At 61.9% G+C, this 23,012-nt stretch carries 21 protein-coding genes; 11 read left to right on the top strand and 10 right to left on the bottom strand.

Translation table 11 applies throughout. From position 1 onward, the window contains the following. The first annotated feature begins 29 nt into the window (after positions 1–29). The 4 genes from PG888_RS08125 (at position 30) to add (ending at position 4,322) form a co-directional block, all read left to right on the top strand. The gene (locus tag PG888_RS08125) at positions 30–608 is read left to right on the top strand and encodes a DUF4124 domain-containing protein (protein ID WP_182938672.1); all 579 of its coding nucleotides are present in this window, start codon (positions 30–32) and stop codon (positions 606–608) included. A gap of 86 nt (positions 609–694) precedes the next feature. Further along, positions 695–1,750 (top strand): nitrogen regulation protein NR(II), encoded by a 1,056-nt coding sequence (glnL, locus tag PG888_RS08130; protein ID WP_005356202.1) that lies wholly within the window; start codon positions 695–697, stop codon positions 1,748–1,750. 9 nt (positions 1,751–1,759) lie between these two features. Further along, positions 1,760–3,178, top strand: a complete 1,419-nt coding sequence (glnG, locus tag PG888_RS08135) for a nitrogen regulation protein NR(I) (protein ID WP_182938671.1) — start codon at positions 1,760–1,762, stop codon at positions 3,176–3,178. Positions 3,179–3,320: 142 nt separating this feature from the next. Next, positions 3,321–4,322 (top strand): adenosine deaminase, encoded by a 1,002-nt coding sequence (gene add, locus PG888_RS08140; RefSeq protein WP_182938670.1) that lies wholly within the window; start codon positions 3,321–3,323, stop codon positions 4,320–4,322. A 151-nt stretch (positions 4,323–4,473) separates the two neighbouring features. Here the strand turns inward: add and rmuC are convergent, their stop codons facing one another. After that, entirely contained in the window at positions 4,474–5,814 is a 1,341-nt protein-coding gene (gene rmuC, locus PG888_RS08145; protein ID WP_182938669.1) for a DNA recombination protein RmuC, read from the bottom strand. Then, the gene (locus PG888_RS08150) at positions 5,811–6,026 is read right to left on the bottom strand and encodes a hypothetical protein (protein ID WP_021231493.1); all 216 of its coding nucleotides are present in this window, start codon (positions 6,024–6,026) and stop codon (positions 5,811–5,813) included. Before PG888_RS08150 ends, rmuC begins: the two co-directional genes overlap by 4 nt. A gap of 140 nt (positions 6,027–6,166) precedes the next feature. Here PG888_RS08150 and PG888_RS08155 point away from each other — a divergent pair, with 140 nt between their 5' ends. Further along, entirely contained in the window at positions 6,167–6,688 is a 522-nt protein-coding gene (locus PG888_RS08155) for a ferredoxin-type protein NapF (protein WP_005339657.1), read from the top strand. 74 nt (positions 6,689–6,762) lie between these two features. On the opposite strand, the gene PG888_RS08160 is transcribed toward PG888_RS08155, so the two are convergent. The 6 genes from PG888_RS08160 to PG888_RS08185 all read right to left on the bottom strand — a co-directional run bounded on the left by PG888_RS08160 (position 6,763) and on the right by PG888_RS08185 (position 13,384). Continuing rightward, a complete protein-coding gene (locus PG888_RS08160; RefSeq protein WP_005339654.1) occupies positions 6,763–7,215 on the bottom strand; it encodes an Rrf2 family transcriptional regulator in 453 nt (150 codons plus the stop codon). 346 nt (positions 7,216–7,561) lie between these two features. Then, the gene (locus tag PG888_RS08165; RefSeq protein WP_182938668.1) at positions 7,562–8,401 is read right to left on the bottom strand and encodes a PfkB family carbohydrate kinase; all 840 of its coding nucleotides are present in this window, start codon (positions 8,399–8,401) and stop codon (positions 7,562–7,564) included. Between the two features lie 106 nt (positions 8,402–8,507). Next, positions 8,508–9,479 carry a LysR substrate-binding domain-containing protein gene (locus PG888_RS08170; RefSeq protein ID WP_042062431.1) on the bottom strand — a complete coding sequence of 324 codons (972 nt, stop codon included), beginning with the start codon at positions 9,477–9,479 and terminating at the stop codon, positions 8,508–8,510. A 183-nt stretch (positions 9,480–9,662) separates the two neighbouring features. Then, positions 9,663–10,391, bottom strand: a complete 729-nt coding sequence (locus PG888_RS08175) for a glutamine amidotransferase-related protein (RefSeq protein ID WP_182938667.1) — start codon at positions 10,389–10,391, stop codon at positions 9,663–9,665. 83 nt (positions 10,392–10,474) lie between these two features. Then, complete coding sequence (locus PG888_RS08180; RefSeq protein WP_182938666.1) at positions 10,475–11,971, bottom strand: CoA-acylating methylmalonate-semialdehyde dehydrogenase; 1,497 nt, start codon at positions 11,969–11,971, stop codon at positions 10,475–10,477. Between the two features lie 81 nt (positions 11,972–12,052). Further along, on the bottom strand, positions 12,053–13,384 hold the full coding sequence (locus PG888_RS08185; RefSeq protein ID WP_042062437.1) for an aspartate aminotransferase family protein: 1,332 nt from the start codon (positions 13,382–13,384) through the stop codon (positions 12,053–12,055). 186 nt (positions 13,385–13,570) lie between these two features. Between PG888_RS08185 and PG888_RS08190 the strand changes: the two genes are divergently transcribed. From PG888_RS08190 to PG888_RS08215, 6 genes are all read left to right on the top strand, one after another. After that, complete coding sequence (locus PG888_RS08190) at positions 13,571–14,113, top strand: cupin domain-containing protein (RefSeq protein ID WP_005339643.1); 543 nt, start codon at positions 13,571–13,573, stop codon at positions 14,111–14,113. Positions 14,114–14,237: 124 nt separating this feature from the next. Next, a complete protein-coding gene (locus tag PG888_RS08195) occupies positions 14,238–15,734 on the top strand; it encodes an aldehyde dehydrogenase (RefSeq protein ID WP_182938665.1) in 1,497 nt (498 codons plus the stop codon). A 138-nt stretch (positions 15,735–15,872) separates the two neighbouring features. Further along, on the top strand, positions 15,873–16,031 hold the full coding sequence (locus PG888_RS08200) for a hypothetical protein (protein ID WP_182939823.1): 159 nt from the start codon (positions 15,873–15,875) through the stop codon (positions 16,029–16,031). 125 nt (positions 16,032–16,156) lie between these two features. Beyond that, entirely contained in the window at positions 16,157–17,053 is an 897-nt protein-coding gene (gene rarD / locus PG888_RS08205; protein ID WP_182938664.1) for an EamA family transporter RarD, read from the top strand. Positions 17,054–17,233: 180 nt separating this feature from the next. After that, positions 17,234–18,862, top strand: coding sequence for a methyl-accepting chemotaxis protein (locus PG888_RS08210; protein WP_270693217.1), 1,629 nt, complete (start codon positions 17,234–17,236; stop codon positions 18,860–18,862). A gap of 185 nt (positions 18,863–19,047) precedes the next feature. After that, positions 19,048–20,082, top strand: a complete 1,035-nt coding sequence (locus PG888_RS08215) for a YeeE/YedE thiosulfate transporter family protein (protein ID WP_042062508.1) — start codon at positions 19,048–19,050, stop codon at positions 20,080–20,082. 79 nt (positions 20,083–20,161) lie between these two features. Here the strand turns inward: PG888_RS08215 and ompA are convergent, their stop codons facing one another. Next, on the bottom strand, positions 20,162–21,256 hold the full coding sequence (gene ompA, locus PG888_RS08220) for a porin OmpA (RefSeq protein ID WP_270693219.1): 1,095 nt from the start codon (positions 21,254–21,256) through the stop codon (positions 20,162–20,164). A 235-nt stretch (positions 21,257–21,491) separates the two neighbouring features. After that, positions 21,492–23,012 (bottom strand): threonine ammonia-lyase, biosynthetic, encoded by a 1,521-nt coding sequence (ilvA, locus tag PG888_RS08225; protein WP_270693221.1) that lies wholly within the window; start codon positions 23,010–23,012, stop codon positions 21,492–21,494.

Genomic DNA, 23,012 nt, shown 5'->3' on the forward strand with positions numbered 1-23,012 from the left:
TTAAGAAAATGACCGTCAAGGAGAGATGGATGAACAACAAGCATGTTTTAGGGGTGCTCGCCCTGCTGTTACTGACCTCGTTCGGGGTGGATGCGGCCAAGGTCTACTCCTGGGTCGATGGCAATGGCATCACCCACTACACGGATGCACCACCGCCAAACAAGAGTGCCAAAGAGGTCGATCTGCGGGTTGCCCCGCTGCTGGGCAGCAGCACGCCCAAATCGGTGCAGGTGGACAACTTCAACAGCCTGACCGGCGCCGATGCCAAGAAGGAAAAAGAAGCAGCCAAGCTGGCCATCGAACTGCTCTCCCCGGAACAGGGCAGCACCCTGCGCGACAACACCGGCAACATCGTCTTTCAGGGCAATATCAGTCCGAAACCACCGACCCAGTATGATGTGCGCCTGATCCTGGATGGCAAGGCTGCCCCCATCGTCAACAACAGCCTGTCGATCCGCGTCGAGAACGTCGATCGCGGCGCCCACGAGGCTCAGCTCGAGCTGCTCGCCAAAGACGGTACGATCCTTGCTAAATCCAGTGCAGTCACCTTTTACCTGCATAGAGCGAGCGTGACGCCGGCTCCCAAACCCACCCCCAAAGCCGACTAGGGGTGATATAGCGCACCGATGCGGGTAAACTCTATGCACCATATCGGTGCATAACAGGTGTGTAGCACCGTTTTAGGGAGAAACCTGTGCCAACCCGCTCGGACAACGCCAAAACACTCTTGGATAATTTGCTGACCGCCGTGATCCTGATGGATGAGCGGCTCTGCATCCAGTTCGTCAACCCGGCGGCTGAACAGCTGCTCTCCCTCAGTGAACGACGGCTGATCGGCATTGAACTTCCCCATCTGCTGGAACATATCTCCCTCGATTTGCAGCGGCTCAAGCAGTGCCTCGTGTCAGGGCAAGGCTTTACCGACAGCGAAGTGACTCTGGTGGTAGAGGGAGAACCGCGACTGGTGGAGCTGAGCGCCACCCCGATGGCCGACCACGAACAGCGTCTGCTGGTGGTGGAGCTGCGCAAGATCGACCAGCAGAAGAAAATCAGTCAGGAGCAGCAGCAACATGCCCAGCAGCTGGCGGCCAAGGAGCTGGTGCGCGGGCTGGCCCACGAAATCAAGAATCCCCTCGGCGGCCTGCGCGGCGCGGCCCAGCTGCTGCAAAAAGAGCTGCCGGACCCGGCCCTGCGCGAATATACCGGCATCATCATCGAACAGGCCGATCGGCTGCGGGTACTGGTCGATCGGCTGCTCGGCCCCCAGCGCCCCGGCCGTCACCAGATGCACAATGTCCATTCGGTGCTGGAGCAGGTACGCCGACTGGTGGAGCTCGAACTCCCTCCCTCTGTTCGCATCGAACGGGATTACGATCCCAGCATCCCCGAATTCGAGATGGAGCCGGATCAGCTGCAGCAGGCGTTTCTCAACATAGTGCGCAATGCCGCCGAAGCACTGGGCGACCAGACCGGGCTTATCCGCATCAAGACCCGCACCGCGTTCCAGATCACCATCCACGGCCAGCGTTACCGGCTGGCAGCGGAGATCAAGATCATCGACAACGGCCCCGGCATTCCCGATGCAATTCGCGACACTCTGTTCTACCCGATGATCACCGGCAAGGAGGGGGGAACCGGGCTCGGCCTCTCCATCGCCCAGAACCTGATCGACCAGCACAAGGGACGGATTGACTGCATCAGCTGGCCAGGTCACACCGAATTCACCATTTTTCTACCGCTTCGCAAGTAAGGGAACCCCATGACCGCCAAAGTGTGGATCGTCGATGACGACAGTTCTATCCGCTGGGTGCTGGAGCGCACTCTCGGCAGCGAAGGCTTCAACTGCGAGAGCTTTGCCGATGGCGAAGCGCTGCTGCACGCCCTTGAGCTGCGCTCGCCCGATGTGATCCTCTCCGATATCCGGATGCCCGGCATCGACGGTCTGAGCCTGCTGGAACAGATCCACCGCCGTCAGGCCGATCTGCCCATCATCATCATGACCGCCCACTCGGATCTCGACAGCGCGGTCAACGCCTACCAGCGCGGCGCCTTCGAGTACCTGCCCAAGCCGTTCGACATCGATGAGGCGGTGACCCTGGTGCGCCGCGCCGAGAACCACCTCAAGGAGCAGCGCACCAAGCGCAAGTCTCGCCAGCAAGAGGCCACCGCCACTCCCGAAATCATCGGTGAGGCACCGGCAATGCAGGAGGTGTTCCGCGCCATCGGCCGCCTGTCGCGCTCCAGCATCTCGGTGCTGATCAACGGTCAGAGCGGTACCGGCAAGGAGCTGGTCGCCCATGCGCTGCACAAGCACAGCCCGCGCGCCCACAAGAACTTCATCGCCCTCAACATGGCGGCCATCCCGAAAGATCTCATCGAATCCGAGCTGTTCGGTCACGAGAAGGGGGCCTTCACCGGCGCCAACAACATCCGCCACGGCCGCTTCGAACAGGCCGACGGCGGCACCCTGTTTCTCGACGAGATCGGCGACATGCCGCTGGATGTGCAGACCCGGCTGCTGCGGGTGCTGGCCGACGGCCAGTTCTACCGGGTCGGCGGCCACCAGCCGGTGCAGGTGGATGTGCGGATCATCGCCGCGACCCACCAGAATCTGGAGAAAAGAGTGGCCGATGGCGAGTTTCGCGAGGATCTGTTCCACCGCCTCAACGTCATCCGCATCCACATCCCCGCCCTCAAGGAGCGCCGTGAGGATATCCCCCAGCTGGCCCGCCACTTCCTGCTGCGCGCCGCCAAGGAGCTGAACGTCGAGGCCAAAAGCCTGCACCCCGATACCCAGACCTATATCAGCCGCCTGCCCTGGCCGGGCAACGTGCGCCAGCTGGAGAACGTCTGCCGCTGGCTCACCGTGATGGCCTCGGGGCAGGAGGTGCTGGTCGGCGATCTACCTGCCGAGCTGCTCACCCCCATCACCAACAGTGCCGAACCCGGTCAACCGGCGATGCCCGGCTGCTGGCAGCAGCAGTTGCAGGAGTGGGTGGCCAGCAAGTTGGCGCTGGGCGAGATCGATATCCTGGCCGATGCCATGCCCCAGTTCGAGCGGATCATGCTGGAGACGGCGCTGGAGCACACCCACGGCCACAAACAGGAAGCGGCGCGCCTGCTTGGCTGGGGCCGCAACACCCTGACCCGAAAGCTGAAGGAACTCGATCTCTCCTGAGTCCCGGGGAAAAACGATTCCCATCACGCCCTGACAAATCACCGCCCGCCAGAACCCCGTTTAACCATAAACGGGGTATCTTTTTTGAAAGCCCCGCCTAGAATGGCAGGCTTTCAAACCTGACTCGACGAGGGCGCCAACCATGATTGACAGATCTCTCCCCCTGACCGACCTGCACCGCCATCTGGACGGCAACATCCGCCCGCAAACCATCCTCGAGCTGGGTCGCCAACACAATATCCAGCTGCCCGCCTTCGAGCTGGAAGCGCTGCGCCCCCACGTGCAGATCGTCGAGAACGAACCGAGTCTGGTCGCCTTCCTGAAGAAGCTGGATTGGGGGGTGGCCGTGCTGGCCGACTATGACGCCTGCCGCCGAGTTGCTTATGAAAACGTGGAAGATCTGCTGCGCGCCGGTATCGACTATGCCGAGCTGCGTTTCAGCCCGGCCTACATGGCGATGGCCCACAAGCTGCACCCGCAGGGCGTAGTGGAAGCCATCATCGACGGCGTGGCCGCTGGCAGCCGCGACTTCGGCATCAAGACCAATCTGATCGGCATCATGAGCCGCACCTTCGGCACCGAGCAGTGCAATCAGGAGCTGGCCGCCTGTCTGGCCCACCGCGACAAGCTGGTCGCCATCGATCTGGCCGGTGACGAGCTGGGCTTCCCGGGTACCCTCTTTACCGACCACTTCCGCAAGGTGCGCGATGCAGGCCTGCGCGTCACGGTGCACGCCGGTGAAGCCGCCGGCCCCGAGAGCATGTGGCAGGCCATTCGCGAACTGGGCGCCGAGCGTATCGGCCACGGCGTCAAAGCGATTCAGGATCCGGCTCTGATGGCCTATCTGGCCGAACACCGCATCGGCATCGAATCCTGCCTCACCTCCAACGTTCAGACCACCACGGTAGCGAGCCTGACCGAACACCCGATCCGCCAGTTCCTGGCCGCCGGCGTGCTGGCCTGCCTCAACACCGACGATCCGGCGGTGGAAGGGATCGACCTGCCCCACGAATATGAAGTGGCCGCTCCGGCCGCTGGCATGACCGCCAGCGAAATCCGCACCGCCCAGCAGAACGGCCTGATCCTGGCCTTCCTGAGCGATAGCGAGAAAGCCGAGCTGAGCGCCCGCGCTGCCAGCCGCTGATTAACACCGGCACTGCAAAAAAACAGCGGCCCACTACGGTGGGCCGTTTGCTTTGCGGATTTCTGATGATGGGTAAGCACTGGGCCAACTGACAGATAGCAAAAGGCCCAAACCGTGTTTGGGCCTTTTGCTGATGGCAGAGCAGGGGAAACTACTCCCGCTCCTTGTCGCGCTCCAGCGCGCGCTCCACCAGCGGTTCGGGCAGACTCTTGGTCACCTCCACCCCCAGCTCGCGGAAACGCTCGACCTGCGCAATCAGGTTGCCACGACCGTTGACCAGTCGCCCCATCGCCTTGTCGTAACTCTCCTGCGCCTTGTGCAGGCTGCCGCCCATCTGCTGCATCTCCTCCACAAACAGCCGCAACTTCTCGTAGAGACGACCGGCCCGCTCGGCAATCTGGCGGGCATTCTGGTTCTGCCGCTCGTAACGCCACAGGTTCTCGATGGTGCGCAGCGCCACCATCAGGTTGGTGGGGCTCACCAGCAGAATGTTGTTGTCGAGACCGTAACGCACCAGCGAGGGATCGGCCTCCATGGCGGTGAGGAAGGCAGGCTCTACCGCCACGAACATCAGCACATAATCGAGGGTGCGCACCCCGGGCAACTGCTGGTAATCCTTGCGACCCAGCTCGCGGATATGGTTGCGCACCGAGGCGACGTGCTCCTTCAGCGCCACCGCCTTCTCCAGCTCGTCATCGGCGTTGTACCAGCGCTCGTAGGCGGTCAGCGACACCTTGGCGTCGATGATGATGTCTTTCTCTTGTGGCAGATGGACGATCACGTCGGGCTGGTAGCGCTTGCCCTTCTCCACCTCGATATTGACCTGGGTGTGGTACTCGTGCCCCTCGCGCAGGCCACATTCGCTGAGGATCCGAGCCAGCACCACTTCACCCCAGTTGCCCTGCTGCTTGCTGTCACCCTTGAGGGCGCGGGTCAGGGCGGCCGCCTCTTCGGTCATGCGGGCGTTGAGCTCGGCGAGGCGCTCCAGCTCGAACTTGAGGCTGTGGCGCTGGGCCGTCTCCTGCGCGTGGGTCTCCCCCACCTGACGGCGGAAGCCCTCCAGCTGCTCCTTGAGCGGTGTGAGCAACAGATCGAGGCTGTTCTGGTTCAATTCGCGGAAGTTGCCGGAGTTTTGCTCGAAAATCCGGTTGGCGAGGTTCTCGAACTGCTGACTGAGGCGCTGCTCTGCCTCCTGTTGCAGTTGTAGCTTCTCGGCGGCGGCCAGCCGTTCGCTGCGCAGGGTCGCTTCCGCATCCTTGAGGCGGGCGGTGAGCTTGATCAGCAGGGTCTGCTGCTGATCCAGCTTCTGCTGGCCCTGCATCCGCTCATCCTGCAACTCGTCGAAGCGATCCTGCAACGCTTGATGGCGCTCCTGCGCCAGCATCAGCTCCTGAGCCTGCGCCGTGGCGGCCCGCCGCCCGATCAGCCAGCCAAGCCCGAGGGCCAGCACAGCGGCGGGCAGCAAGATCCCCCAGAGCCCGGGGTCGATCATTTACGGCTCCGCTGACGCAGGAACAGTTCGAGATAACGGTTAACCAGAATCCAGATCACCACGTAGATAAGATAGGCGGCCAGCACCACCCACTTGTGGGTGTTGACGCCAGTATCGAGCTCGGCGAACTCGATATCCTTGATGCGGCAGTAGGCCCACATCAGCAGGGGAAAGACATAGAGCAGGGACGCACGCCAGAGAAATAGCCACATATGTTTTCATTCAACCACGTAAAAAGACCCGCCTAGCTTACACAAGGGCAACTGCGCTTGCGATCCTGACGGCCGCTATTCTCTGGCCTGCTTGCCGAAACTTCGATAAAATTAACCCCTAATAGGTATCAGGGGCGAGCATGACTCACTATTTCCTCCGTTGGCTGACACAAGGTTGGCAAGCTTCCCGCAAGCCCGCCGTGGTTTGCCATGAAGCGCGCCCGCCGTGGGCCATCGAGGAGTCCCAGTACCTCTCCCTCTGCACCCGCTGTGGCGAGTGCTTCAAAGCCTGCCCGCGCGGTCTGCTCAAACCGGCCACGCAGGAGGAGTACGAGGGGAGCCCCATCGCCGGTACGCCGGTGCTCGATCTCGCCTGCGGCCAGTGCAGCTACTGCGGCAGCTGCGCAAGAGCCTGTCCCACCGGCGCCCTCGACCTGCAACTGGGTCGACAGGTGCAGACCCGGGTGCAGATTGAGGAGAGTTGTCAGGCACGACAGGGCTTCTACTGCCTGCTCTGTGAAGATGCCTGCCCACAACAGGCGATCAAGGCCACCGCCGACGGCATCAACGTCAATATGGATGCCTGCAATGGCTGCGGTGCCTGCGGCCTCGCCTGCCTGCACGGCGCCATCACCCTGATCCGCCAGCCGGGCAGTCGCTAAAAAAACCACCTGTGTACAAAAGCAAAAGGGGCCATCAGGCCCCTTTCACATCTTGTTCGTTATCCCGCGCCCCGTCAGGCCATGGTCACAATCGTCTCTTGCTCGATACCCAGCAGGTGGCAGAGACGGTTGGGATCGCGCACCGCATCGGCCAGGGTGTACTCGCCCAGCACTTCGAGGAAGGCGTTCATGGCGCGGCGCAGGATGCCCTGAATGCGGCAGCCACCGGAGAGACGGCAGTTCTCCCGCTTGCAATCGACCGGACAGAGCACATGCTCCATGTCCATCACCACATCCCGCAAATTGATGGAGACCGCCGAGCGACCGAGGCGGATGCCACCGTGCTTGCCACGTACCGTCTCGATGTACCCCTTGATACCAAGCTGGTGCACAATTTTGACCACGTGGTTGCGAGAGATGCCGAAGGTATCGGCCACTTCGGTAATGGTCGACAGACGATCCCCCGGCTGAACCGCCAGGAAGGTCAGGGTACGCAGGGCGTAGTCGGTAAATCGTGTCAGTTGCATGGTCGCACTTGCCTCTTACTACAAGCCAGGAATCAGGACGACAACATTGAGCTAAGAGGCAGGAGACAACCGGTTTGCCTCTGTTTGCCCATTGGTGCGCCAGAGGGGGGGCCTGTCTCTTAATCTGAGTTGCGGAGTGACAGGTTAAGAGCAGCACAACCGGGTGTCGATGAAGATGCACATAAATCGACACTTTCTTTGATTGATCGCAAACTTGCCGGGTTAGCCCGGCGTTTACCCGCTTTATGGCGGGTAAATCTCCCAAATAGTCCCCCTCACCAAGCCCCTTCGACCAGCAGTCATATGGCCCGCGCTCCGTCCCTTAATCGGCCAGCAGAGAGGTGGTTCAGTGAGGCTGTTTCAGCCAGTTTTTCAGCGCAACCGAGGGGATGGAGCTCTCGGAGGCGACGGCAAACGCGCCCCAGTCCACCGCGCATTGCAACGCATCCTTGATCGCCATGCCTCGTGCCAGACCGTGGATCAGGCCACCGGCGAAGGCATCCCCCGCCCCCGTGGTATCGACCACCGAGACAGGCCGGGCGGCGACCCGGATCTGCTCGTCGCCATGGATAGCGACCGCCCCCGCCTTGCCCTCGGTCAGCACCAGCCATTCGAGCTGCTCCCCCGCCAGCTGGCGGGCATGCTGCCAAGGGTCGCTCACCTCGCCGAGATCGGAGCGGGAGGCCACCAGCACATGGCAGGGGCGGCGCGCCTGCCCTCCTTTGGGATACTGGGCTACCACGAAGCTCTTGCCGATCATCTGGCGCATGTAGCTGATGATGGCAGTGCCGGGATAGTTCACATAGAGGCAATCCACCCCCTCCAGCGGCAGATCGCCGGGCAGATCGGGACGCCGCGGGCGGCGCAGTATGGTGCGCTCGCCGGTGGAGTCCACCAGGATCAGCAGCTCGCCGGTCTCGCCGCCGAAGCGCTCCACATGGCTGCAATCCAGCCCGTAACCTGCCGCCTGCTCCAGCAGCCAGTCGCCGGTCTCATCCAGCCCGATGCGGGAGGCGATGGTCACCTCGTGGCCCGCCCATACCAGCCCGATGCCGGTGTTGGCCGCGCCACCGCCCAGCCTGCGCCCCTGATCCACATATTGCAGCCGGGCCCCCGCCACCAGCGGTTCAGAGAGGGAGAGCACATGATCACAGTTGAGATTGGCAAGCAGCAGAATGCGGGACATAGAGACCTCGAACGATGGAGATAGCCCAAAAGAGACAGGCTGAACCCCGAGTAGAGCCCAGCCTGACAGAAGAGACAACCGGCAGCGATCGGGAATCCGATCGGGATCAATAGATGGGCAGTTCCACCCCGGCCAGCAGTTCGTCGATACGCGCCTGACTCGGCTGCTGCATCACGCTCTGGATCACCTCCTTGGTGAGGTGGGGCGAGAAGGAGCTGATGAAGTCATACATGTAGTTCTGCAGCAGGATGCTCTTGCTGAAACAGATCTGCGCCGGACAGGGCTTGAACAGGTGCTCCAGATTGATGGAGACCAGCCCGGGGGCATCGGTGTCGTTGGCGACCAGCGAAGAGATGATGCCGATGCCAAAGCCCAGCTCCACGTAGCGCTTGATCACCCCGGCATCCATCACCGTCATGTAGTAACTCGGAGTAAGGCCCGCCGCCTGAAACACCTCGTCCTGCACCTGACGACCGGTGGCACCGCTCTCGTAGCTGAGGATCGGGTAGTGGCAGAGCTGCTCCAGGGTCGGCTTCTTCACCTTGGCCAGCGGGTGATCCTGTGGCACCACCAGCGAGAGAGTCCAGAGGTAGGCGGGCAGCGCGATCAGCTCCTTGTCGAAGCCAATCTCGTGGGCAACGATGGAGAAATCGGAGTAACCCTTGCTGATCTGCTCCTTGCTCGCCGACATCACCGGATGGAGGTGGAACGAGATCTTGGGATACTTCTTGGTGAAGTAGGTGACCGACTTGGGCAGCAGGTAGCGGGCGATGGTGTGGGTGGTGTGAATATTGAGGGTGCCCACGGTCGGGTCCAGATACTCGCGGGAGATCGCCTTGATCTTGCTCTCGATGTTGAGCATTGCCTCGGCACACTTGATGATCTCTTCCCCCACCGGCGTGATGCGGTGCAGGTGCTTGCCACGGCGCTCGAAGATCCGCACCCCCAGCTCGCTCTCCAGCAGGCCAATCTGTTTGCTGACCCCCGGCTGACTGGTGAAAAGCGCATCGGAAGCCACGGACACATTGAGGTTGTGGTCCCGGATCGCGATCAAATACTTCAATTGCTGTAGTTTCAAGGCGTCACACTCTCACACTGGTTTGGCTCAGACAGGTTTGGCTCAGGCCGGGACGGCAATCAAGCCAGACAAACAGGCCGCCACATGGGCGGCCAGTGTACCATCCGATCCCGACATCTCAGCGCTTGATCCTTCATTTTGCTACAAAATCTAGCATCCGAAGGGGTGGCTGACAAACCGGGCTCAGGCCGCGCCAGCCCGCAGCGGCAGGATCCCCAGAAACTGCAGCAGCCACTGCATCATGGTCGCCGAATCCACCTCTCCCTCCAGCGAGGAGAGGCTGCTCTGGTAGCGCTCGTCGGGCAACAGGCCACGGCGCCGCTCGATCAGCGCCCGGTTGTACTCCACCGAGAACTCCGGATGCCCCTGAATGGCGACAATGTGATCCCCCTGCAAAAACATGAAGTTGGGGCAAAAATCATTGCCCGCCAGCCGGGTCGCCCCCGGTGGCAGCAGGGCCACCTGATCCTGATGGCTGGCCAGAATGCGGATTTGATCCCGCGCCGGCGCCATCCAGGGCGCATCCGCCAGCATAGGGTGAACCGCCACCCCCAGCCCCCACCCCTTGGTGGACTTCACCACCTCGCCACCCAGCGCCTGGGCGATCACCTGATGACCAAAGCAGATGCCAGCCAGCTTGACGTCAGCATCGTGCGCCTGGCGGATCCACGCCCGCAACGCCTGAATCCAGGGGATATCGCTGTAAGCATCGTGGCGCGAGCCGGTGATAAGCCAGGCATCGCACTCGTGCAGATCCTCCGGCAGTTCTCCATCGAGAGCCGACCAGACCCGAAATTCCAGTTCGGGGGCCAGGGCCGCAAAGCCCCTGATAAACATCTCGGAGTAAACGGGGCCAAAACGATCCGCCAGATCGGGATCGAGCCGGTCACAATCGAGAATTCCCAATCGCATCTGTTGTTCCTTTACAGAGTTCGCCCCCGCCAATCAACGACCGGCGGGGGCAAGAGGTTAGGCCATGAGCAGGCGCCTGCGCGTCACTTCATGGTCGGCATGGAGAACTCGGCACCACTGCGCAGGCTCTGGGGCCAGCGCGCCGTCACCGTCTTCATCCGGGTATAGAAGCGAACCCCGTCCGGCCCGTGCATATTGAGCGGCCCGAAGATGGAGCGCTTCCAGCCGCCAAAGCTGTGAAACGCCATCGGCACCGGAATGGGAACGTTCACCCCTACCATACCGACCTGCACCCGCGCCGTGAAGTCCCGTGCGGTGTCGCCGTCACAGGTAAAGATGGCGGTGCCGTTGCCGTACTCGTGTTCGTTGATGAGCCGCAGCGCCGTCTCGTAGTCGGGCGCCCGCACGATGGAGAGCACAGGGCCGAAGATCTCCTCGCGGTAGATGCGCATCTCGGGGGTCACCTCGTCAAACAGGCAACCACCGATAAAGTAACCCTCCTCGTGACTCAGCGTGCGACCATCGACCCGCAACGCGGCCCCTTCGGCCACCCCCTGATCCACGTAACCGCGCACCTTGGCCAGATGCTCCCGGCTGATGAGCGGCCCCATCTCGTTCTCCGGGCTCTGGCCCAGCCCCGGGCCGACTCGCAGCTGCTCCACCAGCGGCGTCAGCTTGGCCACCAGCGCATCGGCGGTCTCGTCACCTACCACCACCGCCACCGAAATGGCCATGCAGCGCTCACCCGCTGCCCCATAAGCGGCCCCCATCAGGGCGGAGACCGCCTGATCGAGATCCGCATCCGGCATCACCACCATGTGGTTCTTGGCGCCGCCCAGCGCCTGCACCCGCTTGCCGTGGGCCGAGGCGGTGGCATAGATGTACTGGGCGATGGGGGTCGAACCGACAAACGACACGGCACCCACTCGCGGATCGGTCAGCAACACGTCCACCACCTCTTTATCACCGTTCACCACGTTGAGCACGCCGTCCGGCAGACCGGCCTCCTTGAGCAACTCGGCCATCCGCAGCGAGAGAGAGGGATCCTTCTCGGAGGGTTTGAGAATGAAGGTGTTGCCACAAGCGATAGCGACCGGGAACATCCAGAGCGGCACCATGGCCGGGAAGTTGAACGGGGTGATACCGGCGCAGACCCCCACCGGCTGCATCATGGAGTAGCTGTCTACCCCGCGGCCGACGTTGAGGGAGTGCTCCCCCTTGAGCAGATGGGGAATGCCGCAGGCAAACTCCACCACCTCCAGCCCGCGGGTCAACTCACCCTGCGCATCGGAGAAAACCTTGCCGTGCTCGCGGCTGATGAGCTGGGCCAGCTCATCCCTGTGCTGCTCCATCAACTCCTTGAAGCGGAAAAAGACCCGGGCCCGCACCAGCGGCGGGGTTTGCGACCAGTCGGCAAAGGCGCGCTCGGCGATGGCGATCGCCTCCTGACACTCGGCGGCGCTCGAGAGCCCGACGCTTCCCTGCGGCTTGCCGCAGGCGGGATTGAAGATGGCCCCCTGGCGCTCGCTGCGACTCTCCTGCAGCTGGCCGTTGATGAAGTTGCTGACCCTGTGTGTCATGTATCCTCCGTGATAACTGATGTGGTAATTGCGCTGAGCAAGACAACGCAAGGCCCCGCCAGTGCGGGGCCATCAAATGGGTTAGGGTTGTGCCTGCAACACATCCTGCAGCAGGGTGAAGAGATCGTCGATCTGACTGCGCTCGATGATGAGGGGTGGCGACAGGGCGATGATGTCGCCGGTCACCCGGATCAGTGCCCCCTTCTCGAAGCAGCGAACAAACACCTCGTAGGCGCGCTTGCCCGGCGCATCCGGCATGGATTCCAGCTCGATGCCCGCCACCAGCCCGTAGTTGCGCACATCCTTCACATGCTTGCAGCCCTTCAGCGAATGCGCCGCCTCCTCCCAGTAGCCCGCCAGATCGGCGGCGCGGCTGAGCAGGTTCTCGTTGCGATAGATCTCGAGGGTCGCGAGACCTGCGGCCGCCGCCACCGGATGGCCGGAGTAGGTGTAGCCGTGGAACAGCTCGATGGCCCCCTTGCCTGCCGCCATCATGTCGTCATAGATGTGCTTCTGCACCAGCACCGCCCCCATGGGGATGGCGCCGTTGGTGAGCCCCTTGGCGCAGGTGATCATGTCGGGGATGACATCGAACTCCTGTGCGGCAAAGGGGGAGCCGAGGCGACCGAAACCGGTGATCACCTCGTCAAAAATCAGCAGGATGCCGTGCTTGGTGCAGATCTCCCGCAGCCGCTTGAGGTAGCCTTTCGGCGGCATCAGTACGCCGGTACTGCCAGCGATGGGCTCGACGATCACCGCAGCGATATTGCTGGCATCGTGCAGGAAGACGATCTTCTCCAGCTCGTCGGCCAGCGCCACATCCTCCTCGGGCAGTCCTTTGGTGAAGGCATTTTTGGCGATATTGAGGGTATGGGGCAGATGATCCACCCCGGTCAGCAGGGAACCAAACCACTTGCGGTTGCCGGGAATCCCCCCCACCGAGATACCGCCAAAGCCGACCCCGTGATAGCCACGCTCGCGGCCAATCAGCCGGGTACGGGTGCCCTGACCGCGAGCCCGCTGCCAGGCCAACGCGATTTTCAGCGCGGTATCGACCGACTCGGAACCGGAGTTGGTATAGAAGACGTGGCCAAACCCCTTGGGGGCGATCTCCACCAGCCGGTTGGCCAGCTCGAACGGCAGGGGGTGGCCCATCTGGAATGTAGGGGCGAAATCGAGGTGGGAAATCTGCTGGGAAACCGCCTCGGCAATCTCGCGCCGACCATGGCCCGCGTTGCAACACCAGAGTCCGGCTGTGCCATCCAGTATCTTGCGGCCATCCTCTGAGTGATAATACATCCCCTCTGCCGACTTCAGGATGCGCGGCGCCGCCTTGAACTGCTGGTTGGCGGTGAACGGCATCCAGAACGCGGACATGTCGGAGGGCGTATTGATGTCGCTGATCGGTTTCATGGTCACCTCATCCTTAAGGTGTTTAGCAACTGTCGGCTAATGCCTATTAAATTAAACACCTGAATCCATAAAAAAGGGCTCGATATTGCCCTGTCTGGTGCCACCCCTAGCTAGATGCATCAACAGGGTGGTATAAGATATTTAACACAATTTTAATAATAGTAAACAGTCAAGGAGTGTCTATAGATGGATATCGGTCACCGCCTCAAGGCGGTTCGCACCAAGGCAGCCCTCTCCCAGCGCGAGCTGGCCAAGCGCTCCGGTGTGACCAACGGATTTATCTCCCAGATCGAGAAAAATCAGGTGAGCCCCTCTGTCGCCTCCCTCCGCAAGGTGCTGGAAGGCATCCCCATGTCGCTGGCCAGCTTCTTCACCGAAGAGACCGAAATGGGCACCGAAGTGATCTTCCGCGCCGCGGATATGCCGGATCTCGGCACTCACCCGATCAGCTACCGGCTGGTCGGGCATAGCCGTGCCAACCGCGCCATCGGCATGTTGCAGGAGGTGCTGCCACCGGGCGCCGACACCGGCGACGACATGCTGAGCCACGAAGGTGAAGAGTGCGGCATCGTCATCAAGGGCGAAGTTGAAGTGACCGTGGGCGAGCAGATCTACCTGCTGGGCGCCGGGGATGGCTACTACTTTGACAGCCGCACCCCCCACCGTTTTCGCAATAGCGGCGAGCAGGAGTGCGTGCTGATTTCGGCCAACACCCCCGCCAGTTTCTGACATTCAGACGCGCGTCGGCAGGGGGGCAATGTTTAATGAATTGTTACAAGATGGATTTACAAGCGGCAGGATGTTTAGCATATTGATACGCGGAAACTGACTTTTGCCGGTTCAAGGAGTGAACATGAGTGACCTGACCCTGGCCCAGTGGCAACACAAGGCCTCCCATCTGACCCTGCCCTCGCAAGCCTTTATCAACGGCAGCTATCGTGATGCCGTCAATGGCGCCACCTTCGATTGCATCAACCCGGCCAACGGCAAGCTGCTGACCAAGGTGGCGGCCTGCGATGCCGCCGATGCCGAACTGGCGGTGCAGGCCGCCCGTGCCGCTTTCGAGGACAAACGCTGGTGCGGCCTGCCGCCGAAACAGCGCAAGCAGATCATGCAGCGTTTCGCCGAGCTGATGCGCCTCAACAAGGTGGAGCTGGCGCTGCTGGAGTCGCTGGACATGGGCAAACCCATCGGCGATGCCATGGGCTATGACGCCCCCGCCGCCGCCAACTGCATCGCGTGGAACGCCGAAGCGATCGACAAGATTTACGATCAGGTCGCCCCGGTGGAGGAGTCAGCACTGGCGCTGGTGACCCGCGAAGCGCTCGGGGTGGTTGCCGCCATCGTGCCGTGGAACTTCCCGCTGGTGATGGCCTGCTGGAAGCTGGGCCCGGCGCTCGCTACCGGCAACTCGGTAATACTCAAGCCTTCCGAAAAATCCCCCCTGACGGCCCTGCGCATCGCGGGTCTGGCCAAAGAGGCGGGCATTCCGGACGGCGTGTTCAACGTGCTGCCGGGCTTTGGCCACACCGTGGGCGAGGCGCTGGCCATGCATATGGATGTGGACTGCATCACCTTCACCGGCTCCACCAAGATCGGCAAGCATCTGGTGCAGTGCTCCGGCAAGTCCAACCTCAAGCGCGCCTTTATGGAGTGCGGCGGCAAGAGCCCCAACATCATACTGGCGGATGCGCCGGATCTGGACGCCGCCGCCAAGAGCGCCGCTGGCGCCATCTTCTACAACCAGGGCGAGGTGTGTACCGCCGCCTCTCGCCTGCTGGTGCAAAACAGCATCAAACCGCAATTTATGGAGCGGCTGCTGGCCCATGCCCGCGAGTGGATCTCGGCCAACCCGCTCGACCCAGCCACCCGCATCGGCGCCATGGTGGATCACATCCAGATGGAGCAGGTGCTGCGCTATGTCGAGATTGGCAAGCAGGAGGGGGCCAAGCTGCTGCTTGGCGGCAACCGCACCAATATGGAGAGCGGCGGCTTCTATATCGAACCCACCATCTTTGACGACGTGACCCCCGAGATGCGCATCTTCCGCGAGGAGATCTTCGGCCCTGTGCTGGCGGTGACCGGTTTCGATACGCTGGAAGAGGCCATTGCCCTTGGCAACGACACCGACTATGGACTGGCGGCGGCAATCTGGACGGCGGATCTCAACAAGGCGGTGAAGGGTTCCCGCGCCCTGCGTGCCGGCACCGTGTTCGTCAACAACTGGGATGGTGGCGACATGACCATGCCGTTTGGCGGATTCAAGCAGTCCGGCAACGGCCGCGACAAGTCACTGCATGCGCTGGAGAAGTACACCGAGCTGAAAAGCACCTGGATCCAGCTGGCGTAACGCCATAAAGCAGCACTACCGGATCAAAAAGGGGGAGAAATCCCCCTTTTGCATTTTTGGCCTTCCATCACCGGCCCCAATCCTTATAATGACAAAAAAGCCAACATGTTAAATATAAAGACAAAAATGCTATTTTTTATGGGAAGCGTACTTTTTCTGGTGATCGGTTTGCCCCTGCTGTTCTTCGTGCTGGGGCACGGCGAGGCCTACGTGACCTGGGGCCCCTGGATCTCCGCCATCGCCCTGATGTTGTGGCTGTTGATGGATGTCGACAAGATCCGCCGCGGTAAAGGCTGACCGGCCAGCCACTCGCTTCCTTCCCCTCAAACTTCGTTTATTCGCTTCTTTCCCCGCAAAAGGATCGCTACACTGATTTTTTGCGATGTTTTCCCGCATCCAACGCTTCAGTAAAGGTCATCCGCATGCCGCAACAGATCCAGCGTCAGGGCGTCATCTACGCCCTGTGCGCCTATACCCTTTGGGGCATAGCCCCCATCTATTTCAAGACCATCTCTGCCGTCCCGGCCGCCGAGATCCTGACCCACCGGATGATATGGTCCTGCGTACTGCTGATGGTGCTGACGCTGGCAGGCCGTCAGTGGCACAAGGTACAGGCGGTGCTGCGCCAGCCAAAAGTGCTGCTCACCCTGGCGTTTACCTCGGTCACCGTCGGCGGCAACTGGCTGCTGTTCATCTGGGCCATCAACAATGGCCACATGCTGGATGCCAGCCTCGGCTACTACATCAACCCGCTGTTCAACGTGCTGCTGGGGATGGTGTTTCTGAGCGAGAAGCTGCGCCGCCTGCAGTGGTGGGCAGTGGCGCTGGCCTTTACCGGGGTGGCGATCCAGCTCATCGCCTTTGGCTCCTTGCCCTGGATTGCGCTGGTGCTGGCATCGAGCTTCGCCATCTATGGTCTGGTGCGCAAAAAGCTGGCCCTCGATGCCCTCACCGGTCTGCTGATCGAAACCATGATCATGCTGCCGCCAGCGGCCATCTATCTGTGGGGCTTTGCCGACAGCCCGACCAGCCACATGACGGAGAACAGCTGGCACCTCAACCTGCTGCTGATCGCCGCTGGCGCCGTCACCACGGCCCCCCTGCTCTGCTTCACCGCCGCCGCGACCCGGCTCAAGCTCTCCACCCTGGGCTTCTTCCAGTACATTGGCCCCAGCATGATGTTCATCCTCGCCGTCACCCTCTATGGGGAAGAGCTGGCGATGGACAAGCTGCTCACCTTCGCCTGCATCTGGAGCGCGCTGGTACTGTTCAGCCTCGATGGCTTGCGCAGCGGCAGAGCCGCGCCAAGCCGGACCTGACACCTCCCCGCCCCCCTCGACCCCGGCTCATCAGCCGGGGTTCTTTTTTGTGCCACCCGCCCTTTCCTGACAGCGACCACCCATGCCCCAGAGCCGACTCATCATCAACTGGTCACAACCGAGTCGCATCATCCCGACAGAGAGCTATGCTATCCATGAACGGAGCCGAATGGAGGCAGCATGCTCAAGCACATTCACGACAGATCCCTGCTTTTTAGCCAAATTCTGGGGGTCATAGTTATTATCACGCTGATCTCCATCAGCTTTTTCGGACTTTACTCGGTCCGGAGCGCAGCCGACCAGATGGGACAGGGGAAGGACGTAGTGGCCGATATTCTGCCGCCGCCCCTCTACCTCATCGAATCCCAGTTGCAGGTCTACACCCTGCTCCATGCCAAACCGGAGGAGCGGGAGGCCCTGCTGCAAACCCTCACCCGGCTGCAGCAAGAGTTCGAGAGCCGCAACCGCTTCTGGCAAGAGAGCAATCTGAACGAGCCCCTCAGGGAGCGGCTACTGGGGGAGCAAAAAGTACAGGGAGAGCTGTTCTGGCAACTGCTCAACGCCAAGTTTGTCCCCGCGATCAAGGCGGGCGATTTGACACAGGCGGGAGCGATTGCCGCGCGTCTGCACACCCTCTATAACGCCCACCGGCGCGGGGTGGACGCCACCGTCATCAGCGGCAACCAGTATGCCGTCGAACAGATGGCCCATCTCGCCAACACCACTCGACTCTGTTACGGCCTGTTGCTGTGTGCCGCACTGATGGGGGCGGGACTCATCTTCTGGCTGGGACGCCCCACCCAACAACGACTGCTGGCCGCCGGTAAGGCCACCGCCGCCATCGCCGAAGGGGAGTTGAACCGCCCCATGCCGGAGCCGGGCCTCGACGCCATTGGCGAGCTGATCCGCCAGATTGGGGCCATGCGTGACCAGCTTGCCACCCTGGTGGAGTCGCTGCAGCGCAGCGCCAGTACGCTGGATGAGCGCGCCACCAACCTGACGTCGATGGCGCAACGGCACGCCGATGACAGTCAGGCGCAGGTCGGGGCGGCCCACCATATCGAGCAGGCCATCGAACAGCTCACCCACTCCATCGAGCAGGCGGGTAGCCAGCTGCATCAGGTTGGGGAGCAAACCCTGCAGTCCGCCACCCGCGCACAAGAAGCCACTCACGCTATTCACACCGTTGAACAGGTGATCGAGGAGCAAGCAGCGGGGGTGAAGCGGGTCTCGCGCACCATTTCGGATCTGGCCGGTCTCTCGCAGCAGATTGCCGGGCTGGCGGGCGCTATCCATGGCATTGCGGAACAGACCAATCTACTGGCGCTCAATGCCGCCATCGAAGCCGCCCGAGCGGGCGAACAGGGGCGCGGTTTTGCCGTGGTGGCCGATGAAGTGCGCTTGCTGGCGACCCGCACCGGCAGTGCCACCACCGAGATCAACACCATCATCGGCAAGATCCAGGATGTCAGCCTGCGCGCCACCAGCGAAATGGATACCGAGCTGACCCGGGTCGAACAGGCGGTCGCCCACGCGATGACAGCACGCCAGAGCGTCGCCCGGATCGCGCAGAGCTGCGAGGAGATCAACCAGCGCATCGCTCAGGTCGATCAGCTGATGACCGATGAAACCCGGCTGGTGCAGGGGATCCACCATCAGGTCGGCGAGATGTCGCGGCTGGCGGCCGAGGTCAACCAGAGCGCCAGTCACGCCGCCGAAGAGGCGACCATGGTCACCCAGCACGCCCGCATCCTGACCAGGCAGACTCGCCACTTCCATCTCGCCCCCGCCACTGATCCGGGGCGCTGACAGGCGTCAGCGCCGCCATTTTCCTCTGCGTTGACAAAATGGGTAGCATTGGACTCCATGAGGGAATAGGATCCGCCCCTCTAAAAAACCAACTGCAAGGATCAACTGACATGACTCGAAAATGGTCGCTCCCCATCGTGGCACTCGCGGGGGGAGCGTTACTATGGCTTGGCAACACCTTTGGTATGAAATGGGCTCTAATGGCCCTGATCGGATTCGGCTTCGGCTTCACCCTCTCCTTCAGCCGCTTCGGTATCGTATTCGGTTGGCGCGAAATGCTGACCAAGCGCAACAGCTACTACGTGCGGGTTCACCTGCTCACCATCGCCATCGAAATTCTGCTGTTCACCTGCTTCCTCTCCTTTAGCCACGCCCTGTTTGGCGATGCCATGGTGGGCAACGTGATGGCTATCGGCATTCCCTTTATTGTCGGCGCCTTCCTGTTCGGCATCGGCATGCAGCTGGCAGGCGTCTGCGCCACCGGCACGCTCTACTGCTGTGGCGAGGGGCAACCCCGCTTCTGGCTGGTGCTGATCTGCTACGGCATCGGCACCCTCATCAGCAACCAGTTCCGCCCCGAGCTGACCGCCACCTTCTCCAGCCAGGTAGTGCTGGCCAAGGATCTGACCGGCAACATCTGGAGCGGCATGCTGCTCAACCTGGCGCTGGTTGCCGTGCTGTTCATGTTGTTTCGCAACAGCGAACTCAAGCGCACTGGCGAGCTCAAGCCCCTCTTCAGCGGCGGCAACCTGTTCTGGCGCGATGGCCGCTTCACCGTGCTGACCGGCGGCATCATCATCGCCCTGCTCAACTCTGCCGTGGTCGCCCTGCACGGCTCGGCCTGGACCATCACCGGCGCCGTCTATGACATGGCGCTGCGCGGGGCCTCCCTGTTCGGTCTGTTCGAGGGGAACCCGAAACTGGCCCAGCCGCTCTTTATCAACCCCATGGTCGGCATGTTCTGGCTCGGCATTCTGGGGGCCATGCTGGCGCGCTGCCTGAGCGGTGGCGGTAACTTCGCCCCGATGCGGATCGGCAACAGTCTGGCATCCATCATTGGCGGCCTGCTGATGGGGATGGGGGCCATGTACGCCGCCTGCAACCTCGGCGGCTTCTTCGATGGCACGGCGTCCGGCAGCCTGCACGGCTGGGTCTGGATGCTGATGGCCCTGGCTGGCAGCCTGATTGGCATTCGCCTGCGCCCGCTGTTCGGGCTCTAACACCCGGCATCGCAGTGCACACCATAGAAAACGGGAGGCCTGGCCTCCCGTTTTTCGTTTATCGATCCCGTCGCTCGGCTTATTGAGCGGGCTGGGACACCCCTTCCAGATTGATCTCCACCCGGCGATCCGGTGCCAGACAGGCGATCAGTTCCTGTTTGGAACGGCTGGCACAGCTGTCGCCAGTGACCGGGTTGGCTTTGCCACGACCCTCGACCCGCACCTTGTCGGCATACAAGCCTTTGGAAACCAGATAGCTGGCCACGCTCTGGGCCCGTTTCTCTGAGAGGGCCAGGTTGTAGTTGTCTGAACCGATGCGGTCGGTATAACCCACCACGGTCGCGACGCCATCCTTCGGATTGGCCGCCACAATCTGGCTGAACAGGGCATCGAGCGCCTGATTGGCAGCCGGTTTCAGGGTCGCCTTGTTGAACTCGAACAGCACATCGGAACTCAGGCTGAAGGTCTTGGGCGCCACCACGACCGCAGGGGCCGGTTCGGCAGCCGGAGCAGGCACCGGTGCGGCAACCTCGCCCCCTTGCTGGCCGAAGCGATAGAGCATGCCGAACGAGATCAGACCGTTATCCAGCTCGATGCCGGAGCGATCGAGCGAAGTATCGCCCAGCGGCGTGGTGTACTGGTACTCCAGACGAGCAGCCCAGTCACGATCGATGGTGTATTCGGCACCCAGCGCCCCGACGAAAGCGGCACCATGCTTCTTGCCAGTCTCGCTGACATTGGCGAAGCTGATTTCATTTTCAGTCCAGGCATAAGCACCACCCAGTCGACCATAAAGATCGAGCACATTGGTGGCCGGGAAGCTGATCTTCATGGTGGCCTGAATCATCTGGCCTTTGGCTTCGGTATTGAGGGTATTGCTACCAGTCCCCGCCTTGCCCTCATATTTACCGAGCCAGTCATAGCCCAGCTCGAAGCCCAGATTGGGGTTGAGCTGGTAACCGGCGAACAGGCCCAGTCCCAGATCATCCGTGTTCTCGCTGGTATTGCCCAGGGATTGGGAAATCGCCTCGGCATACTCGTTGTGATCAACACCGTAATAGTTCGACCAACCGGCCTTGCCACCGACATACCAGGTATTGTCCTGAGCGGCGGCCTGCACGGCCCCGGCCGCCAGCAAACCACTGACCAATACCGCAAGCATGGATTTATTCATATGTTCGCCTCTGCAATAAGTCGTTATGGGCGCCTGAGTGCGCACTATCCCTGTGTGAAGCCGTCAGGCGGCCTCTCCGTCAATCAGGGTATCCCATCCGAACGCAGCCTCAAATGACCAAGCCACCAGGAGTGTGAGCTTGGCTACATTCTCCGCTGCAAAAACCATCTGTCATGGGGCAGCCATCTTGAAAAGAGGAGGGAGGCCTTGGCCCCCCTCCTCCGTCATTGACCCGTCAACTGGCCAGAAAAAGCCGGTAGGCGGGGTCGTCGCTCACCTCTTTCCAGCCGTAGCCAATCTCGTGCAGGTAGTCGTGGAAGGCGGCCACATCCTCGTCCGGCAGCTCGAAGGCGCAGAGCACCCGGCCGTAGTCGGCACCGTGGTTGCGGTAGTGGAACAGGCTGATGTTCCAGCGGCAACCCAGGGTCTCGAGGAAACGCATCAGGGCGCCCGGCTGCTCCGGAAACTTGAAGCTGTAAAGGCGTTCACCAAGGGGCCGAGCTGGGCGGCCGCCAATCATGTAGCGCACGTGGTTCTTGGCCAGCTCGCTCTCGGTCATGTTGACCACCGGATAGCCGTTGCCACCGAGCTGATCGATGATCTGGTCAAGCTCTTCGTCACCGCCGGTGAGGCGCACCGAGACGAACAGCGACGCCTGCTCGGCATCCGCATAGCGATAGTTGAACTCGGTCACCATACGCGGGCCAAGCTGACGGCAGAAGTCGAGGAAAGCGCCCTTGCGCTCGGGGATGGTCACCGCCAGCATACCCTCGCGCTTCTCGCCGATCTCGCAGCGCTCCGAGACGTAGCGCAGGCTGTGGAAGTTGACGTTGGCGCCGGACAGAATGGCCGCCATCCGCGCCCCCTTGACCTGCTCCCGCTCGCTGTAGGCCTTGAGGCCCGCCAGCGACAGGGCGCCCGACGGCTCGGCGATGGCGCGGCAGTCATCGAAGATGTCTTTCAGTGCGGCGCAGATCTGGTCATTGGAGACGGTCACCACCTCGTCCAGATACTGGTTGCAGAGGCGGAAGGTCTCCTCGCCGATGCGCTTGACCGCCACCCCGTCCGCAAACAGCGAGACCCGCTCCAGATTGACCGGCTCACCGGCCGCCAGCGCCGCCTTGAGGCAGGCGGAGCCCTCCGCCTCCACCCCGATCACCTTCACATCCGGCAGCAGTTGCTTGATATAGACCGCCACCCCGGCGGCCAGTCCGCCGCCACCCACCGGCACAAAGACGTGGGTGAGGTGGGTATCCTGCTCCAGCAGCTCCTTGCCGATGGTACCCTGCCCGGCAATCACCTCGACGTCGTCAAACGGCGGGATCAGGGTGTAGCCTTCCAATTCAGCGAGGCGGCGACTCTCGCCGTAGGCCTCATCGAAGCTGTTACCAAACAGCATGACGTTGCCGCCCTGACGGCGCACCGCGTCGATCTTGATGTCCGGCGTGGTCTTGGGCATCACGATGATCGCCTTGATGCCGAGCTTGGCGGCCGACAGGGCGACCCCCTGGGCGTGGTTGCCGGCGGAGGCGGCGATGACGCCGCGCGCCTTCTGCTCCTCGGTCAGAGTGGCGATCTTGTGGTAAGCACCGCGCAGCTTGAAGGAGTGGACCGGTTGCAAATCCTCCCGCTTGAGGCTGACATGGTTGCCGAGCCGCTCGGAGAGTTTCTTCAGGGTTTGCAAGGGGGTGACCCGCGCCGCCTCATAGACAGGAGAGAGCAGCACCTTGCGTAGATAATCAGCCGCAGAGACCAT

The organism is Aeromonas sp. QDB23 (genome assembly GCF_027707745.1).
GTDB classification, from domain to species: Bacteria; Pseudomonadota; Gammaproteobacteria; order Enterobacterales; family Aeromonadaceae; genus Aeromonas; species Aeromonas allosaccharophila.

Coding starts and splice junctions, on each gene's coding strand:
- PG888_RS08125 (WP_182938672.1), top strand. CDS start 30: ATGAACAACAAGCATGTTTTAGGGGTGCTCGCCCTGCTGTTACTGACC.
- glnG (WP_182938671.1), top strand. CDS start 1,760: ATGACCGCCAAAGTGTGGATCGTCGATGACGACAGTTCTATCCGCTGG.
- add (WP_182938670.1), top strand. CDS start 3,321: ATGATTGACAGATCTCTCCCCCTGACCGACCTGCACCGCCATCTGGAC.
- rmuC (WP_182938669.1), bottom strand. CDS start 5,814: ATGATCGACCCCGGGCTCTGGGGGATCTTGCTGCCCGCCGCTGTGCTG.
- PG888_RS08150 (WP_021231493.1), bottom strand. CDS start 6,026: ATGTGGCTATTTCTCTGGCGTGCGTCCCTGCTCTATGTCTTTCCCCTG.
- PG888_RS08155 (WP_005339657.1), top strand. CDS start 6,167: ATGACTCACTATTTCCTCCGTTGGCTGACACAAGGTTGGCAAGCTTCC.
- PG888_RS08160 (WP_005339654.1), bottom strand. CDS start 7,215: ATGCAACTGACACGATTTACCGACTACGCCCTGCGTACCCTGACCTTC.
- PG888_RS08165 (WP_182938668.1), bottom strand. CDS start 8,401: ATGTCCCGCATTCTGCTGCTTGCCAATCTCAACTGTGATCATGTGCTC.
- PG888_RS08175 (WP_182938667.1), bottom strand. CDS start 10,391: ATGCGATTGGGAATTCTCGATTGTGACCGGCTCGATCCCGATCTGGCG.
- PG888_RS08180 (WP_182938666.1), bottom strand. CDS start 11,971: ATGACACACAGGGTCAGCAACTTCATCAACGGCCAGCTGCAGGAGAGT.
- PG888_RS08185 (WP_042062437.1), bottom strand. CDS start 13,384: ATGAAACCGATCAGCGACATCAATACGCCCTCCGACATGTCCGCGTTC.
- PG888_RS08190 (WP_005339643.1), top strand. CDS start 13,571: ATGGATATCGGTCACCGCCTCAAGGCGGTTCGCACCAAGGCAGCCCTC.
- PG888_RS08195 (WP_182938665.1), top strand. CDS start 14,238: ATGAGTGACCTGACCCTGGCCCAGTGGCAACACAAGGCCTCCCATCTG.
- PG888_RS08200 (WP_182939823.1), top strand. CDS start 15,873: ATGGGAAGCGTACTTTTTCTGGTGATCGGTTTGCCCCTGCTGTTCTTC.
- rarD (WP_182938664.1), top strand. CDS start 16,157: ATGCCGCAACAGATCCAGCGTCAGGGCGTCATCTACGCCCTGTGCGCC.
- PG888_RS08210 (WP_270693217.1), top strand. CDS start 17,234: ATGCTCAAGCACATTCACGACAGATCCCTGCTTTTTAGCCAAATTCTG.
- PG888_RS08215 (WP_042062508.1), top strand. CDS start 19,048: ATGAAATGGGCTCTAATGGCCCTGATCGGATTCGGCTTCGGCTTCACC.
- ompA (WP_270693219.1), bottom strand. CDS start 21,256: ATGAATAAATCCATGCTTGCGGTATTGGTCAGTGGTTTGCTGGCGGCC.
- ilvA (WP_270693221.1), bottom strand. CDS start 23,012: ATGGTCTCTGCGGCTGATTATCTACGCAAGGTGCTGCTCTCTCCTGTC.